Consider the following 15,945-nt stretch of genomic DNA (forward strand, 5'->3'; position numbering starts at 1 on the left):
GTGGCATCCTAGCAGCATTCAACTGTGCTTAACAGAAACAGGTTTTTCGCTATGACGCCTCAAATTCCAAAACAGCCTTTTATTCTTGTCGATGGCTCTTCTTATCTATTTCGAGCCTACTACGCGCCGCCGCACTTGACCAATTCGGCGGGAGAGCCAACCGGTGCTATTTACGGCGTCGTTAATATGCTCCGCAGCCTTCTCAATCAATATCATCCAACCCACATGGCGGTGGTATTTGACGCTAAAGGTACGACATTTCGCAATGACATGTATGCGGAATATAAAGCGAACCGACCGCCGATGCCGGACGACCTGCGCTCGCAAATTAAGCCCCTGCATGAAATTATTCGGGCTATGGGACTGCCGCTGATTAGTATTGAAGGGGTCGAAGCCGACGACGTGATTGGTACGCTCGCGCAACAAGCGGCTGATGAAGGCCGCACGACGCTGATTAGTACGGGCGATAAGGATATGGCTCAGCTCGTGAATGAGCACGTCATTTTGATTAATACCATGACCAACACCGTCCTTGATGAAGCGGCTGTGCCGGAAAAATACGGTGTGCGACCGGATCAAATGATCGATTTTCTCGCATTAATGGGGGATAGCTCGGACAACATTCCAGGCTTGCCGGGAGTCGGTGAGAAAACCGCCTTGGCCATGCTAAGCGGGATGGGCTCGATCGAGAATATGTTAGCAAATCCGGAGAAAGTCGCAGAGCTGAGTTTCCGTGGGGCCAAGTCGATGCCGGCCAAGCTGCAAGAACATCGCGATATCTTGCTCCTGTCGAAACAACTCGCCACCATCAAACTTGACGTTGAATTGGACTTAAAACCCGAAGAACTGCTGCTTGCTGATCCTGATGATGCGCGGTTAGCGGAACTCTATAAACAATGTGAGTTCCGGCGTTGGCTGGCGGAGCTGTTAGAGAAAGGCGAAAAATCTGCAGAACATGCGGGTGAAGGTCATGCGCAGAAAGCGCTCGAGAAGGGCATGGACAGCGCTGAAGGTATTAATGGTAACGGCGCTGCCAATGGCCAAGCGGTTAGCGACGCAGCAAGTCATGGCGAAAGTTCCGAGTCATCCGCGGCCATGTCGCCGATTGATCGCTCGAGTTATGTCACGATTACTGACCAAGCGACGTTCGCAGATTGGCTGCAGCGCCTTGAGCAAGCTGATTACTATGCAATTGATACGGAAACCACCAGCATTGACTACATGGAAGCGGAATTAGTTGGCATTTCATTTGCCACTGCCCCTGGTGAAGCAGCGTATGTGCCGTTAATGCATCAAGATTTAGATGGGCCGCAGCAACTGGACCGCGACTGGGTGCTGGGACAGATGAAGCATTTACTGGAAGACAATCAGCCGAAGAAAATTGGCCAACATATTAAATATGATATGCACGTATTCCGTCGCTACGGCATCCATGTTCGCGGCATCCTCAACGACACTATGCTCGCGTCATATGTGCTTAATAGTACCAGTTCACGCCATGACATGGACACCTTGTCGTTGCAGCATCTGGGTCATAAGACGATCGCGTATGAAGACGTCGCGGGTAAGGGGAGTAAGCAGAAGCGTTTCGATGAAGTGTCGATAGCGCAGGCGGCTCCGTACGCCGCGGAAGACGCCGATATCACCTTACGCTTGCACGAGGTGTTGTGGCCGCGTGTATTAGCAGAAGGACGCTTGCAAGAAGTGCTCCGTGAACTTGAACTACCGTTAATTCCAATTTTGGCGATGATGGAGCGGCGAGGCGTGATGATCGACGCCGATCAACTAGCTAAACAAAGCCAAGAAATTACCAAAGAGTTGGCTGAAATCGAGAAGGACGCGTTTGACATTGCGGGAGAGCCCTTTAATCTCAATTCGACCAAGCAACTGCAAACGATTTTATTTGAGCAGCTCGGTTTGCCAGTGAAGAAGAAGACTCCCAAAGGCGCTCCGTCAACGGCTGAGGAGGTCTTACAGGAATTGGCACTGGACTACCCGCTGCCGGACCTAATTTTGCGCCACCGCGGATTAGCTAAGTTGAAATCGACCTATACCGACAAATTACCGCGGATGATTAAAGCGGCGACCGGCCGCATTCATACCTCGTACCATCAAGCGGTGACCGCAACAGGCCGTTTGTCGTCGACGGATCCGAACTTGCAGAATATCCCCATTCGTAACGAAGCTGGACGGCGGGTGCGCAAGGCCTTTGTCGCGCCCGACGGCTATAAAATTGTGGCGATTGACTATTCGCAAATTGAATTGCGAATTATGGCGCATTTGTCGCAGTCGAAAGGCCTACTGGAAGCTTTTGCTCGCGGTCGAGATATTCACAAAGCAACCGCGGCGGAAGTATTTAGTGTGCCACTAGAAGAGGTGACGTCTGAGCAACGGCGTCGAGCCAAAGCCGTGAACTTCGGCTTGATTTACGGTATGTCTGCATTTGGTTTGGCGCGCCAACTCGACATTAGCCGTAATGACGCGCAGCATTACATGAACGTCTATTTTGAGCGTTTCCCTGGTGTTCTTGACTATATGGAGCGCACGCGCAAACAAGCTTCTGCCCAAGGATATGTCGAGACAATTTTTGGCCGTCGTTTATACCTGCCAGAAATTAATGCGCGGAATGCTATGCGTAGAAATGCAGCAGAAAGGGCGGCCATTAATGCGCCGATGCAGGGTTCCGCCGCAGATATTATGAAAAAGGCCATGCTTGATGTCGCCGCTTGGTTGAAAACACCCGGCAATATCAATGAGGGCGACGTGTTTCTAACCATGCAAGTCCACGATGAATTGGTTTTTGAAATTCGCGAGGACAAGGTTGAGACCTATTTGCCTAAGTTAGTTGAGGTGATGGAGCAGGCGGTTAAAATCGATGTGCCGCTGATTGCTGATGCGGGCGTGGGTGATAACTGGGATGAGGCGCATTAATTGACGAGCAGAGTGGACTCATTGTTTAGTATTAGCGCTGACTAAATTATAACCAGCTGATAAATGGTTAAATTTTATTGGAAACTTTTTAACCAATAGGGACTCATAGTAAGTGAGCATTATGCTCTCCCAAGATGTTTTCCCTGGACATCCTTCGCCCCGGTCACTTTGTCCGGGGCTTTTTATTTTCCGATTGAGCGCAAAGCGGCTGAGCGGAAGAAGTAAAAAACGCTGACAAAAAAACCGCCGTGTTTTTACCCACAGCGGTTTTCCGTAAACCTAGTTTAATGTGCTGCTTTAGTATAAGCCGCGAATATATTTAGACAGAATTTCGATATCGTGGTCGGTCAAACGAGCTGCGATGTCACGCATCATGCCATTTGGATCGTTGCTACGATCACCAGAACGAAACTCTTTCAACGTCAGCGCCGTGTACTCTGCATGCTGACCGCTCAACAATGGAAATGTTGCTAAGCCCATACCTAAGCCGCTTGGGCCGTGACATGCTGCGCACGCAGTGATACCGCGATCCAAATCGCCACCCATAAACAAACGCTGTGCTTCTTCGACGATTTCTTCGTCGACCGCGCCAACCGGATGCTCTTGACTTGCATAGAATGCAGCAAGGTCATGGATGTCTTGGTCGCTTAAGTTGACCACCTGAGAGGCCATGAGCATGTTGTTCCGACCTTCAGCGCCATTTGTTTGCGCGCCTAAACGATAGTCCATTAATTGCTTAACTAAATATTTGTAGCCTTGACCGCCAATGTTCGGGAAGTCGCCAGAAGGACTGGTGCCCGTTTGTCCGTGACATGCTGCACACGTAACAGACTTTGACTGCCCAGCTTCGGCGTCACCTACGATATCGGCCTTAGCCGCCGCAGCGCCACTGGCGAACAACACAAAACCACATAGAATCGCGAGTTTTTTCATGATCTCTCTTCTCTGTTTATTCTTTGTCTTCAGCTGGGCCAGGGCCCGAAAAAAATTCCAGTCGCTATTTTACACGATTCTCGCCACGATGAAACGTCTGATTGATGGTTCTATGGTTGGCTGTCGACTATTATTCGTTCATAATACCCGTCCTTCCGGAGTAATTGAGGTTCGTAGTGAGTAGCCAAAGCGTACATTTTCAATCCGCACGATTTATTACAAGTGCACCCGATATTCGTCATTTACCTGCAGACGAAGGCTTGGAAGTCGCTTTTGCCGGCCGTTCAAACGCAGGTAAATCAAGTGCATTGAACGTCCTGACACGCCAAAAGAGTTTGGCGCGGACCAGTAAAACGCCAGGCCGAACGCAACAAATTAATGTGTTTAGTTTGGACGAAGACCGTCGTTTAATCGATTTACCGGGTTATGGTTTCGCCAAAGTGCCTTTGGCAATGAAGCATAAATGGCAAGAAGCGCTTTCGGAGTACCTCCAAAAGCGTCAATGTTTGCGCGGTTTAGTGGTGCTGATGGATATTCGTCACCCTATGAAAGATTTGGATCAAGAGCTGATTCATTGGGCGGTTTCCAGCGAGTTGCCGGTATTGGTTGTGCTGACCAAAGCAGACAAACTCAATAGTGGTGGGCGCAAAGCCACACTGATGAAAATTCAGGAAGCATTACCGGGATTTAATGGCGATGTGCAAGCCATCACCTTTTCGTCATTGAATAAGTCAGGCTTGCCGGATTTAGAGCGAGTGCTCCAAGGTTGGTTTACTTTACCCACAGACGAAGGAAACGACACAGCTGATCCTTCTGCTGCAGAGTAGAGTAATTAGCCGACAGAATTTCTTCCATTCGGTTGCAGTCATGCCAGCGCATCACGCGCGACTGCAACCTGCGCAACATAGGTAAAACATGACGGATACACAAGCTTACCCATGGTCGACATGGGCAAAGCTATTGACACTTGCTCTGGTCTGGGGAAGCTCGTTTTGGTTAATTAAAATGGGCTTGTTGACGTTTACGCCAGTCGAGGTCGCGGCGGTTCGCTTAGCTGCCGCAGCGGCATTTTTAGCTCCCTTTGCCTTGGTGCGGATGCACCGACTGAAGCGACACCAATGGTTGGTGGTGGCTTCAGTCGGGTTAACCGGTAGCTTGTTACCGGCGTTTCTGTTTGCCCTGGCGCAAACCCGCATCGACAGTGGTGTGACGGGCGCGCTCAATGCGTTAACGCCACTCTTCACACTGATTATAGGCTCGATTATCTTCCGCCAATGGGTGACGGGGCGCACCATCCTAGGCTTGCTCATCGGCTTGGGTGGCACACTCATGCTGGTGTTGTTGAGTGCTTCTGGCGAATTGACCCTGAATGCCTACGCGCTCTTTGTTGTCGCCGCCACGTTTTGTTATGGCATGAACTTAAATTTAATCAAAACCTATTTACCCGACCAAACGCCACTTACGATTACCGGCGTATCCTTGCTCATGGTGTTACCGGTTGCTCTCCTGTACTTGCTTGGTCCGGGCGAAGTGGCGAGTAAGCTTACCAGCACGGCCGCATGGGGATCACTCGCAGCGGTGGTGGTCTTAGGTGTGGTGGGTACAGCGTTAGCTTTAATTTTATTTAATCACTTAGTACAAATTGCAACGACCGTTTTTGCTAGCTCAGTCACGTATCTCATCCCGATTGTGGCAATGACTCTAGGGGTTTTGAGTGGTGAAACGATTGGTGTTTTTCAGCTCGCCGGCATGGGCTTTATTCTGCTCGGTGTTTGGCTAGCTAATCGTAAGCCGGTGCCACCACGAGGCTAGTCGATAGCCGATAGTAAAAAGTCGCAACCATCAACTGGCTGCGACTTTTGTTGTTGACCAACACGATTACGCTTGTTCGGCTAATTTCCGCTGAATGTAATCGTGAATTTGTTGTTCAAGTGTCGCCAACGGAATACTTCCATTCTTTAACACTTCATCATGGAACTCTCGTAAATCAAAGTCTGCACCAAGGGCTGCTTCTGCTTCCGCGCGCAAACGTTTGATGGTGAGTTCACCGAGCTTGTAGGATAGCGCTTGACCCGGCCAGCTAATGTAGCGGTCAATCTCGGTATTGACGTTGTGCAGTGACAGGGCCGTATTGCTGCCTAGGAACTCAACCGCTTGATCGCGGGTCCAGCCCATGGCATGCATACCCGTGTCGACCACCAGACGTGCAGCCCGCCACATTTCATAGGTTAAGCGACCAAAATTGCTATACGGGTCTTGATAAAATCCTGTTTCAAGGCCGAGATATTCCGCATACAAACCCCAACCTTCACCAAACGCCGAAATGTAGGTTGAACGGCGATAGCCGGGCACATTCTCCATTTCCATCGCCAGTGCAATTTGTAAGTGGTGGCCAGGAACACCTTCATGCAAGGTTAATGCTTCGAGTTCATACAGAGGCCGAGTTTCAACGGCATAGGTGTTGACCCAGTATTCACCAGCTTCATCATCACGTGATGGTCCGGAATAACGGCCTTGGGTGTAATTCGGTGCGATTTCGGCCGGTACCGGTACAACACCATAAGGCGTTCGTGGTAAATGCCGGAAAAGCTGCGGCAACACATGGTCGGCACGTTTGGCTATGTAAGCGGCTTCCTTGAGCAACTCTTCGCCGGTTTCGACGTAAAACTGCGGGTCAGTGCGGAGGAAGTGAATAAACTCAGCAAAGGTTCCTTCGAATTCAACCTCGGCAATTACTTCTTCCATTTCGGCACGAATCCGTGCCACTTCGGCGACGCCAATTTCATGAATTTCTTCGGGTGTTAAGTCCAGCGTTGTGTAGTGTTTGGCGCGATTGGCATAAAATGCTTCGCCGTTCGGCAAGTTAGTGGCCGCAATGTCTTCGCGAGCGTTTGGCACATATTCATCGGCGAGAAAATCATGGAAATCCTGCAGTGCTGGATTGACGAGTGTAGCAATCACGGTTTGCGCTTCAACCTCGAGGTCGTTCAATGCCTCGCCACTGACATGTCGATTGGCTTGGGTAATTGGGCGATAAAAAATGCTTTCCGCTGGATCAACAGTGACATAAGCGAGTACACCTTGAGGGAAATTGCGGAGAACGACACTGGGTTGGGATATACCGCGCTCTAAACCTTCGCGCATATACGCGGTTTGTTGTGCTAGCCAAGCAGGGATATCACTGAGTAACTGCAAATAGCGCTGATAGTCTTCGGTACCGTTAAAGCGCACTTGCTGCGGCAGGCGTGCAATGGTGTTGTGCGGGCCGGTCTCGTTGGTCAGCGGCATGAGGTGCATATTAAATTCGTACTGCGATAATTGGTTACGCAGGGCGTACATCAACATGTCACGGTTAATTTGATTTTCCGCACTGAGACGATTGCCATCGATGGCGGCCAGCTGGGTGTAAAATTCTTTGCGTGTCTCGTAACGTGTAGCGAGCGCTTCGGGCGAGATATCATTGAGGCGGTGACCAGCTCGACCACTGTCATCGCGCGCAATTAAGTATTGCCCTTGGTTGTACTCCCAAGCGCGATCGGCCAACTGGGTAAAATAGTGATCCGCAGATTGCGCGGCTGCGGAAGCTGCCGGTTGATTCGTCGTATTGGCGTTCGGTGCGGTACTTTGACAGCCAGATAAGGCTAGCAAGACGGCGCTGGCGACTAGGATTGAGGCGATTTTACGCATACACATACCTTTGCTTATTCTGTGTTTGAGGTTGCCGACATTTTGCAACGGATTGACCACAGTTGCCACCCTGAAAAATCTATTACTTTTGCTATAGTTTATGTCGGAGTTATCACAAAAAAATGAAAAAAACTTTCCGAAAGATTGATTTTCAGGTTGCAAAGTCGGCGAAAATTCGTAATCTAGGGGACAGAAAAGCAAGGGGAAGTGAGTCGTCACCAACCAGCACAAGTCAGGAATAGCGCGGTTTTGGCTCGAAAAGTTTACAGATTAATGAACATAAAAATAAAATTGTCTGAAATAAACTAGTGACTTGTTGTAATTTTGTGATAGGCTCTCACTACAACGCTCATCGAGCGGAAATTAATAAGTCGTTAACAAAGAAAAATAAGAAAAGCGACCAAAGGGAATAAAAATACGCCAGGAGGCGAAAAACATTTTGGGAAAGCACTGCGCAACGAGTTGTTGCTCTAAATGCAGTATCCTTAACAGCGTGTAGCTCACCAATAATAATGAAAAGTGTTGCAGTCTGTTATTAGCAAAAGGTTTTTGCGAATTAAAAATTCTTGCTGTGAAAAAGGCGTGCCGCAAGGCGCGGATAAAAAGAAGCAAGTTCACAAGGAAGAACAATAATAATGTAGGAACTAGCGACAATCGTTCTCGAATTCACCCTGGGGGGGTGTGCGGGTTCAAATCAAGGCGATGATTTCATCGCCTTTTTTATTTTCTTCTCGACAGTTATCCATCTCTTAATGCTGAACACTCCAGAATACGTTATCCTATAGGGTAGTTTGCATGTTGCTGACTATTCGTATTGTCCATTGTTGAATTTGCTATAGGGTAAGCCTCATTTTATGACGCGTATTAAAAAGTCTCGCAAACCGGGTCCGCTCGCGCCGCGTAAAGTCGAGCGGCCGCAAGATGCAGCTGCCAAGCCAGCGCCGAAGTCGAAAGAAAAAGGTAAGGGGCAGAAAGCCGGTAGTCGTTATGCTGTGAGTCAGCAAACGAAATCGTCAACGGCAGCAAAAAATCAACGAGACGCGCGCTTAGGTTCGAAAAAACCAATTGCATTGGGTGCTGCTGCGGCAAAGGCCATGACGCCTGAACAAGAGTTTCGGCAATTAGAAAATGACCGGAAGTTACAAGACTTGTTGGTCAAACTTGAAGCGGGTTACGTACTGAATAAAATCGACCAGCACTATGTCGACGAAAAACTGGATCGTTATCAAGAGCTGGCTGCGCAACTTGGTATCGACTTAGACGCGTTCGATGAAGACGACGACAACGACGCCAACGAGGAATATGAAAGCCGCGGTGAAGTATTCAGCAGCGTTGATGAATTTGACTTCGATTTCGATGACGAAGACGACAAAAAAGAGGTGTAGCACGTGTTACAGTGGGTTTTATTGGTTGTAGGTCTCCTGATTATTGCGGCGTTGAGTGTGTACGCTGGATTACTCTTATCACGCTTGCGTGATCAGAAGTCGGCGTTGGCGGCTGCACAGCAAAAACGCCACGACTATTTACACGAAAGCATTTACACCATTGCGCTGGCAATGCAACAGGACCAATGCCCATTGTCAGAAGGCTGTATTCGTCTTTCCGTCCTGCTCGACAATTTAGCGGATGCGGAACAAGCCGATTACCCTAAGCGCTGGCCGGCGATCCATGAGATGTATGAGCGGATTAAGCACATGCCCACGCATGAAGCACGGAAAGAGTTTCCGAAAAACGAAATTCGGAAACTGGATCGTGAGCGTGAAGGTTATGAAGTGGAGATGGAAGCCGCAATTCAAGCGGATGTTGCGACCTTACTGGTGTGGGTGAAAGAGCGCCGCTAAACGTCCGCTAAGCGCTACAATCATTCACCTAAGTGCCGGTTACTGATCGTGACGATAAACAGTGCCGGCTTTCATGACAAAGCTAATCTGTCGCAAAATACTGATGTCCTCCAGCGGATCCCCGCTGACAGCGACGAGATCGGCATATTTACCGGCACTGACCGTTCCGATCTGATCGTCCGCTCCCAATAATATAGCCGCATGGCGAGTCGCTGATGCAATGGCGTCCATCGGTGTCATACCGGCTTCCACCATATACACAAACTCACGGGCGTTTTCGCCATGATCAAACACCCCTGCGTCGGTACCAAAAGCGATTTTCACGCCAGCTTGATAAGCGCGACCAAAGGTGTCTTGAATGAGCGGGCCAATGGTTCGTGCTTTCGCTTCCACTTGTGGTGGAAAATAACCTGGGATTTCCGCGCGTTCGGCGACTGACTTACCGGCCGTAATCGTGGGGACATAATAGGTACCATGGTACTTCATTAATTCGAAGACTTCGTCGTCCATGTAAGTGCCATGCTCAATCGAATCAACCCCAGCGCGAATCGCCCGCACCATACCGTCTTTACCGTGAGCGTGAACGGCGACTTTCATGCCGTAATCGCGTGCGGTGGCAACAATCGCTTCCAGCTCGTCATCCATAAACTGTGGATTGTCGCCAGACGCAGCTAAGCTCAGCACGCCACCGGTTGCAGTCAATTTAATCAGATTTGCCCCTTCCTGATAACGAGCGCGCACCGCTTGCCGAGCTTGATCGGTACCATTGATGACGCCTTCCATGGGGCCGGGGGTTTCGACTAAACCTTGGCGATAGCCATTACTCGGATCAGCATGGCCGCCGGTGGTTGCTAATGACTTTGCTGCAGTATAAATGCGTGGACCATCAACAATGCCATTATTAATTGCATTGCGCAGGGCGACACTCGTGGTAAAACTATCGCCTAAATCGCGCACTGTGGTGAAACCAGCTTGCAGCGTTAATTGGGCAAAGTGTGCTGAGCGAAATGCGACATCCGCAGGGTTATGGGTAAAACGATGCAAATAGGAGCCCGGTTCTGACTGTGACGTGAGATGGGTATGCATGTCGATAAAACCTGGCATCACTGTTTTTGCTGAGAGGTCAATGACCGTGTCGTCAGCGGTTGGCGATGTGAAGCCGCGTTCAATACCATAAATCTTGTTATCGATTATGCGAATGGTGACGTTCTCTTGCACCCTGTTACTTGAACCGTCAATTAGGCGACCAGCATGCACCAGTGTGTCAGCGGACGCGGGTAACGCCGCCAGTACGGCAAGGCAGCAGGCGCTCAGCACTGTGATCGGAAGTCGTTTTTTCATGGTGATTCCTCGTTGAGTCTTTTTATTATGGTCGTTGTTGTTGTATTGCAGTGTAGCTTAATTCTTTGATCGGTGATGAAACCGGCAGATTAATTACACCGTACTTCACCCTGCCACTTGATAAACGTTATACTGATAACCACATAACTTATATTCTTTATCGATGGATCAGCAAGAGAACACGATCGATGAAACACGATGTAATGCCAGAGCATTGCTTGTAACTAGCCGGAAAAACGGCTTTTTTTGACTGAGAGTCGCCTATGTTATTCCGCGGAATTCGCGAAGATATCGCCAGCGTATATGCTCGAGACCCAGCTGCTCGTCATTTCTTTGAAGTGCTTACCAATTATCCTGGCCTGCATGCTATTTGGATTCATCGCTTGAGTCACTGTCTGTGGCATTGGCGATTGAAATGGCTGGCGCGTTGGATTTCGACGATTGCGCGTTGGTTTACTGGTGTCGAAATACACCCCGGAGCCAAAATTGGCCGTCGGTTTTTTATTGATCACGGCATGGGTGTTGTGATTGGTGAAACCGCCGAAATCGGTGATGACTGTACGCTATACCACGGCGTCACCTTAGGCGGCACAAGTTGGAAGCATGGCAAGCGCCATCCAACGCTCGCGAATGGTGTAGTGATTGGCGCTGGGGCGAAAGTTTTAGGTCCTTTGCAAATTGGTGAAAATGCCCGAATAGGCTCGAATGCGGTGGTCGTTCGTGATGTGCCGGCCGGCGCAACCGTGGTTGGGATTCCCGGACGAATCGTCAGCCAAACACGAGCGTCTGTTGAGCAGGATGACGGCGAGTCGGAACGTCGGGCCGAAATTGCGAAAAAATATGGTTTCGATGCCTACGCTGTGTCACGGGACAATCCAGACCCGGTCGCTACCGCGATGGGTAGAATGCTGGATCATGTCCATGTATTAGACGCCCGCGTTGCGGAAATGTGCAAAACCATTAATCGCATGGGTGGTAACGTGTGTGGTGATTTACCGCCTATCGAATTAGAAGATGAAGACATTCTGCGTGCGGAAAAGGAAGCCGCTCGCCAACGTCAGCAAGATGCCGCGAGCGAACAAAGCGTGACTGACGATGCGCAACAAGAGGATAAGCAATGACAACACCCACTCGGTTTGAAAATAACGCGGACAGCATTGGTTATACGCCACTGGTTAAACTATCACGTGTTCTCAGTCCCAGCGCTAAGGCGAATGTGTACGCAAAAATGGAAGGTCGTAACCCAGCGGGAAGCGTCAAAGATCGTTTGGGACTTGGCCTAGTGCGCCAAGCTGAACGAGATGGCGCACTGGCCAAAGGCCAAGAGTTGATTGAGGCCACTTCAGGTAATACCGGGATAGCGCTTGCAAGCGTGGCAGCGGCGAAAGGTTTCAAAGTTACGCTCGTGATGCCGCGTTCGGCGAGCCTCGAACGGCGCAAGCTGATGAAAGCACTGGGGGCTAACATTGTCCTGACACCAGCAGAAAATGGCATGAAGGGCGCGCTTGCAAAAGTAGCCGAGATGATGCAAGCCGAGCCAAACCGATTTTACTTTACGCGCCAATTTGAAAATCCGGCGAACCCAGCGATTCACCAGCAAACCACTGGACCGGAAATTTTCCGAAGCCTCAATGGTGCCGTCGACATTTTTGTCGCAGGCGTCGGGACTGGCGGAACCTTAACGGGTGTTGGGCGTTACTTCCAAGAGATGAATCATGCATTAGACATTTGGGCGGTGGAATCCGCGGACTCGCCGTTGATTAGTCAAACGCTGGCCGGTGAGGAATTGACTCATGTGGCGCATAAAATCCAAGGTATCAGCGCTGGTTTTGTGCCGCAGAACCTCGATCTTAGCTTGATTCGTGGTACTCAACGCATCAGCAATGACGAGGCCTATGCGATGGCTCACCGATTAATGCGCGAAGAAGGTATTTTAGCTGGCATTTCCTCAGGTGCTGCCGTGGTTGCCGCCGATCGCATCGCCTGTTTACCGGAGTATGCAGGGAAGAATTTGGTGGTTATTTTGCCGAGCTCCGCGGAGCGCTACTTGAGCACGCCATTATTTAAGGATCTTTTTACCGCGGAAGAACTCGAGCCGTAAGTGCTTAAGCTACGAAAAAGGCCAATCCAAATGCTTTGGATTGGCCTTTTTCGTTTGCGAGCCGAACGTTACTTTTTACTACTCACGCGAATTCGCGGCTTATCTTTACTGGGTTTTAATGCGGCCAATTCTTCCGGTGTTTCTAATCCACTGCGTAACCGATGCGTATCAGGCTCGTAACGATTAAAGAGCTCGTCCTTGACTGTCTTTACCCAAATCGGAACGCCGACAAAGTAGCCGGCACGGCCAATGGCATGTGCTGCAATTGGGGCGGTAATAAAGATAAACATAATCACCGCGAGTGCTTTTGCCATGACCACGAGGTCATTAAAATGCAACATAGCGGCGGTCATCATTAATGCGACGCCAAGTGCACCGGCCTTGGTGCTGGCATGCATACGTGTTAACAAGTCGGGCAACCGTAAGATGCCGACAGCTGCGAGTAACGTAAATAAGCCACTCGACAGCATCAGAATGGCAATAATCCAATCAATCACTACCTCAATCATCGCGAGGACCTCCTCGTTCTAAGAAGCGCGCAAAACCAATCGCGCCTAGAAAGGCGGTTAGCGCTGCGACGATAGCCACGTCGATGAAACTACTACGGTCGACGAATATCGCATACATACCGGTCATGGCGACCGCTACGGTCGCTAACAACTCGAGCGCGACCACGCGATCCGGCAAAGTGGGGCCCAGAATTAGGCGAATAAAGATCAGCACAAAGGCGATACTTAATAAGCCAAAGGTAAGTAGATAAACAATCTGCACAGGTCCTCCTTCTAGTTAGCGCAGGATCTCTAAGACCCGACGCTCCATATCTTTCAAGCTGTTGCGAAGCTCCTGCTCATTATCAAGGAACATGGCATGGATAAATAAAACGCGACGGTCGTCGGAAACGTCAAGGCTTAACGTGCCCGGCGTTAATGAAATCAGATTCGCAACCATAGTGATTTCTAAATCGGTTTTTGCTGCCAATGGCATGGCAATCACACCGGGCTTCATGTGCCAAACCGGGGTGATAATATCGAAGGCGACGGTTAAATTGGCCATGATTAATTCTTTAATAAAAAAGAAGAAAAATTTAATCAGGCGCGGTAGTCGCCGAGTGTAGCCGCGAATGCTAGGAATTTGCCGTTGCATAACGCCCAGCACTGCATAACCGACAAGCATACCGAAAATGAGGTTCACGCCGCCAGCGTCTCCGGTTAACACAACCCAGGTCACCGCAAGCAGCAGATTCCACATAAATCCAGTCATGAGCCACCTCCTAACACCGCATCAATATAGGCTTGAGGGTTTAGTAACTGACGTGCCGAAAACTCAGCGAGATCATAAATGGGCTGGCCATTAAGACCGATATACAAGGTACAGAGTGCCAACAAAATAACTGGAATATAGAGAATGACGAGCGAACTCGGTGTCTTACCAAGGGTTAACGCCGTATCATCTTGCCCTTCAGGGAGCGGCTTCCAGAATACTTCAGCCCAAATTTTAATCATCGAATACAGGGTTAAGAGGCCGACCAGTAAGGCGATACCTGTCACCACCCACGCCGAGGCTTCGACACCCGCACGAATGATAATGAACTTGGCGAAGAAGCCGGACAGTGGCGGTATGCCCGCCAGTGACAGTGCTGGAATTAAGAACAGTACACTCAGGAATGGTCGTGCTTTATAGACGCCACCGAGCTTCTTCAGGTCATAGCAGCCGAGTAAGCGGTGCGTTATGCCACTGATCAGGAACAAATTGGTCTTTACGATGATGTGATGCATGATATAGAACACGCCACCAATGATGGCAAGTGGCGTATAGAGTGCTAAGCCAAGAATCATGTAGCCGATCTGACTGACAATGTGGAATGACAAGATCCGCCGGAACTCGAATTGCGCGGCGGCGCCAAGTACACCGGTCAACATAGTCAGCGCTGCCATCCACAGCAATAGCTCATGGGTGAAATCGACGTTTTGATTGAAGATCAGCGTGAACACTCGGAATAGCGCATAGACGCCGACTTTGGTTAGCAAGCCAGCAAACAGCGCTGAGACTGCCACTGGGCCGGTATGGTAAGACGCCGGTAGCCAGAAGAACAACGGGAATGCCGCCGCCTTAATCCCAAAGGCAATTAAGAACATGACCGCGATCACGTCGACCATGCCAGTGTGCTCTGCGGCGCCGAGCTTGACGGCAATATCAGCCATATTTAGGGTGCCGGTAATACCGTAGAGCAAACCGATTGCACTGAGGAAAATCGCGGATGAGAGCAAGTTGAGGGTGACGTATTTAACCGCACCTTCCATTTGCGCACGCTCGCCACCGAGGATCAGGAGCGCAAATGACGCGATTAGCATCACTTCAAACCAGACGTACAGGTTAAAAATATCGCCGGTTAAAAAGGAACCTGCGACGCCGGCAAGCAGCAAGTGCATGAGCGGGTAATAGCCGAAACGCTCGTGACTGGGTGATGCGGAAGACAGCGAGAAGATGGCAATTGCAACGGCCATCATACCCGTCAACACCACCATAATGGCACTGAGCATATCGGCAACGAGGGTAATCCCAAAGGGCGCAACCCAGTTGCCCATATACATCACAACGTGGCCGTGTTCGATGACACTGACGAGCAGCCAGATGCTTACACCGAGTAAGGCGAGACTACCAACGAGTGAAAGAACACGTTGGATAACATTGTAGCGCCACAACATGACGCACAAGGTTCCGGTCATTAAAGGAATAATTATTGGCAGAGCGACTTCTAAACTCACGTGTCAGTATCCTTCATCTGATCCAAGTTATCGGTACGCAGGATGTTGTATGCACGGTGAATCAATACAACAGCAAATGCGAGTACCCCGAACGCGATAACAATCGCTGTCAGAATTAATGCTTGCGGGAGTGGATCCGCAATCACACCCTCAGGCAAAACCGAACCTTCCGGTATGAGTGGTGGACCGCCGCGGGTCATCCCTGCAGAGGTGAAGATCAGTAAGTTGGCCGCGTTTGAAATTAACATGAGCCCGATCACCAGCTTGACGATACTGCGCCGAAGCATCATGTAAATAGCCGCTGCATATAAGAGGCCAACAACAATGGCCATGATGGGTTCCATTT

Annotated in this window: 15 protein-coding genes; 7 read left to right on the forward strand and 8 right to left on the reverse strand. The window is 49.9% G+C overall.

Annotation, left to right across the window (positions count from 1 at the left end; genetic code table 11):
* The first annotated feature begins 51 nt into the window (after positions 1-51).
* The gene (gene polA, locus LAT77_RS03725; RefSeq protein WP_290563205.1) at positions 52-2,931 is read left to right on the forward strand and encodes a DNA polymerase I; all 2,880 of its coding nucleotides are present in this window, start codon (positions 52-54) and stop codon (positions 2,929-2,931) included.
* Between the two features lie 297 nt (positions 2,932-3,228).
* Here the strand turns inward: polA and LAT77_RS03730 are convergent, their stop codons facing one another.
* Entirely contained in the window at positions 3,229-3,864 is a 636-nt protein-coding gene (locus LAT77_RS03730; protein WP_290563206.1) for a c-type cytochrome, read from the reverse strand.
* Between the two features lie 176 nt (positions 3,865-4,040).
* Here LAT77_RS03730 and yihA point away from each other — a divergent pair, with 176 nt between their 5' ends.
* Both yihA and LAT77_RS03740 read left to right on the forward strand, forming a co-directional pair.
* Positions 4,041-4,691, forward strand: a complete 651-nt coding sequence (yihA, locus tag LAT77_RS03735; RefSeq protein ID WP_290563207.1) for a ribosome biogenesis GTP-binding protein YihA/YsxC — start codon at positions 4,041-4,043, stop codon at positions 4,689-4,691.
* Between the two features lie 88 nt (positions 4,692-4,779).
* On the forward strand, positions 4,780-5,676 hold the full coding sequence (locus LAT77_RS03740; RefSeq protein WP_290563208.1) for a DMT family transporter: 897 nt from the start codon (positions 4,780-4,782) through the stop codon (positions 5,674-5,676).
* Positions 5,677-5,742: 66 nt separating this feature from the next.
* Here the strand turns inward: LAT77_RS03740 and LAT77_RS03745 are convergent, their stop codons facing one another.
* Positions 5,743-7,551 (reverse strand): DUF885 family protein, encoded by a 1,809-nt coding sequence (locus LAT77_RS03745; RefSeq protein WP_290563209.1) that lies wholly within the window; start codon positions 7,549-7,551, stop codon positions 5,743-5,745.
* Between the two features lie 854 nt (positions 7,552-8,405).
* Here LAT77_RS03745 and yihI point away from each other — a divergent pair.
* Both yihI and LAT77_RS03755 read left to right on the forward strand, forming a co-directional pair.
* Complete coding sequence (gene yihI, locus LAT77_RS03750) at positions 8,406-8,936, forward strand: Der GTPase-activating protein YihI (protein ID WP_290563210.1); 531 nt, start codon at positions 8,406-8,408, stop codon at positions 8,934-8,936.
* A gap of 3 nt (positions 8,937-8,939) precedes the next feature.
* On the forward strand, positions 8,940-9,392 hold the full coding sequence (locus tag LAT77_RS03755) for a DUF2489 domain-containing protein (protein ID WP_290563211.1): 453 nt from the start codon (positions 8,940-8,942) through the stop codon (positions 9,390-9,392).
* A 39-nt stretch (positions 9,393-9,431) separates the two neighbouring features.
* On the opposite strand, the gene LAT77_RS03760 is transcribed toward LAT77_RS03755, so the two are convergent.
* Positions 9,432-10,733, reverse strand: a complete 1,302-nt coding sequence (locus tag LAT77_RS03760; RefSeq protein ID WP_290563212.1) for an amidohydrolase family protein — start codon at positions 10,731-10,733, stop codon at positions 9,432-9,434.
* A 263-nt stretch (positions 10,734-10,996) separates the two neighbouring features.
* On the opposite strand from LAT77_RS03760, the gene cysE reads away from it, so the two are divergent.
* Positions 10,997-11,854 carry a serine O-acetyltransferase gene (gene cysE, locus LAT77_RS03765; RefSeq protein WP_290563213.1) on the forward strand — a complete coding sequence of 286 codons (858 nt, stop codon included), beginning with the start codon at positions 10,997-10,999 and terminating at the stop codon, positions 11,852-11,854.
* On the forward strand, positions 11,851-12,834 hold the full coding sequence (cysK, locus tag LAT77_RS03770; protein ID WP_290563214.1) for a cysteine synthase A: 984 nt from the start codon (positions 11,851-11,853) through the stop codon (positions 12,832-12,834). The genes cysE and cysK overlap by 4 nt, the downstream gene beginning before the upstream one ends.
* Positions 12,835-12,902: 68 nt before the next feature.
* Here the strand turns inward: cysK and mnhG are convergent, their stop codons facing one another.
* Genes mnhG through LAT77_RS03795 form a run of 5 tightly spaced genes read right to left on the reverse strand, consistent with a single transcriptional unit; the run spans position 12,903 to position 15,943 of the window.
* Positions 12,903-13,343 carry a monovalent cation/H(+) antiporter subunit G gene (gene mnhG / locus LAT77_RS03775; RefSeq protein WP_290563215.1) on the reverse strand — a complete coding sequence of 147 codons (441 nt, stop codon included), beginning with the start codon at positions 13,341-13,343 and terminating at the stop codon, positions 12,903-12,905.
* Positions 13,336-13,605 (reverse strand): monovalent cation/H+ antiporter complex subunit F, encoded by a 270-nt coding sequence (locus LAT77_RS03780; protein WP_290563216.1) that lies wholly within the window; start codon positions 13,603-13,605, stop codon positions 13,336-13,338. Before LAT77_RS03780 ends, mnhG begins: the two co-directional genes overlap by 8 nt.
* Positions 13,606-13,620: 15 nt before the next feature.
* A complete protein-coding gene (locus LAT77_RS03785) occupies positions 13,621-14,094 on the reverse strand; it encodes a Na+/H+ antiporter subunit E (RefSeq protein ID WP_290563217.1) in 474 nt (157 codons plus the stop codon).
* A complete protein-coding gene (locus tag LAT77_RS03790) occupies positions 14,091-15,599 on the reverse strand; it encodes a Na+/H+ antiporter subunit D (protein ID WP_290563218.1) in 1,509 nt (502 codons plus the stop codon). The genes LAT77_RS03785 and LAT77_RS03790 overlap by 4 nt, the downstream gene beginning before the upstream one ends.
* Positions 15,596-15,943, reverse strand: coding sequence for a Na+/H+ antiporter subunit C (locus LAT77_RS03795; protein WP_290563219.1), 348 nt, complete (start codon positions 15,941-15,943; stop codon positions 15,596-15,598). Before LAT77_RS03795 ends, LAT77_RS03790 begins: the two co-directional genes overlap by 4 nt.
* Between the last annotated feature and the right edge of the window lie 2 nt (positions 15,944-15,945).

It is taken from the genome of Aliidiomarina sp., assembly GCF_022565475.1.
Classification (GTDB): domain Bacteria; phylum Pseudomonadota; class Gammaproteobacteria; order Enterobacterales; family Alteromonadaceae; genus Aliidiomarina.

Bases quoted from the DNA above. Each gene is read 5' to 3' on its own strand.
- LAT77_RS03730 (WP_290563206.1), bottom strand. From the start codon at position 3,864: ATGAAAAAACTCGCGATTCTATGTGGTTTTGTGTTGTTCGCCAGTGGC.
- LAT77_RS03785 (WP_290563217.1), bottom strand. From the start codon at position 14,094: ATGACTGGATTTATGTGGAATCTGCTGCTTGCGGTGACCTGGGTTGTG.
- yihI (WP_290563210.1), top strand. From the start codon at position 8,406: ATGACGCGTATTAAAAAGTCTCGCAAACCGGGTCCGCTCGCGCCGCGT.
- polA (WP_290563205.1), top strand. From the start codon at position 52: ATGACGCCTCAAATTCCAAAACAGCCTTTTATTCTTGTCGATGGCTCT.
- LAT77_RS03795 (WP_290563219.1), bottom strand. From the start codon at position 15,943: ATGGAACCCATCATGGCCATTGTTGTTGGCCTCTTATATGCAGCGGCT.
- LAT77_RS03740 (WP_290563208.1), top strand. From the start codon at position 4,780: ATGACGGATACACAAGCTTACCCATGGTCGACATGGGCAAAGCTATTG.
- cysE (WP_290563213.1), top strand. From the start codon at position 10,997: ATGTTATTCCGCGGAATTCGCGAAGATATCGCCAGCGTATATGCTCGA.
- cysK (WP_290563214.1), top strand. From the start codon at position 11,851: ATGACAACACCCACTCGGTTTGAAAATAACGCGGACAGCATTGGTTAT.
- mnhG (WP_290563215.1), bottom strand. From the start codon at position 13,343: ATGATTGAGGTAGTGATTGATTGGATTATTGCCATTCTGATGCTGTCG.
- LAT77_RS03760 (WP_290563212.1), bottom strand. From the start codon at position 10,733: ATGAAAAAACGACTTCCGATCACAGTGCTGAGCGCCTGCTGCCTTGCC.
- LAT77_RS03745 (WP_290563209.1), bottom strand. From the start codon at position 7,551: ATGCGTAAAATCGCCTCAATCCTAGTCGCCAGCGCCGTCTTGCTAGCC.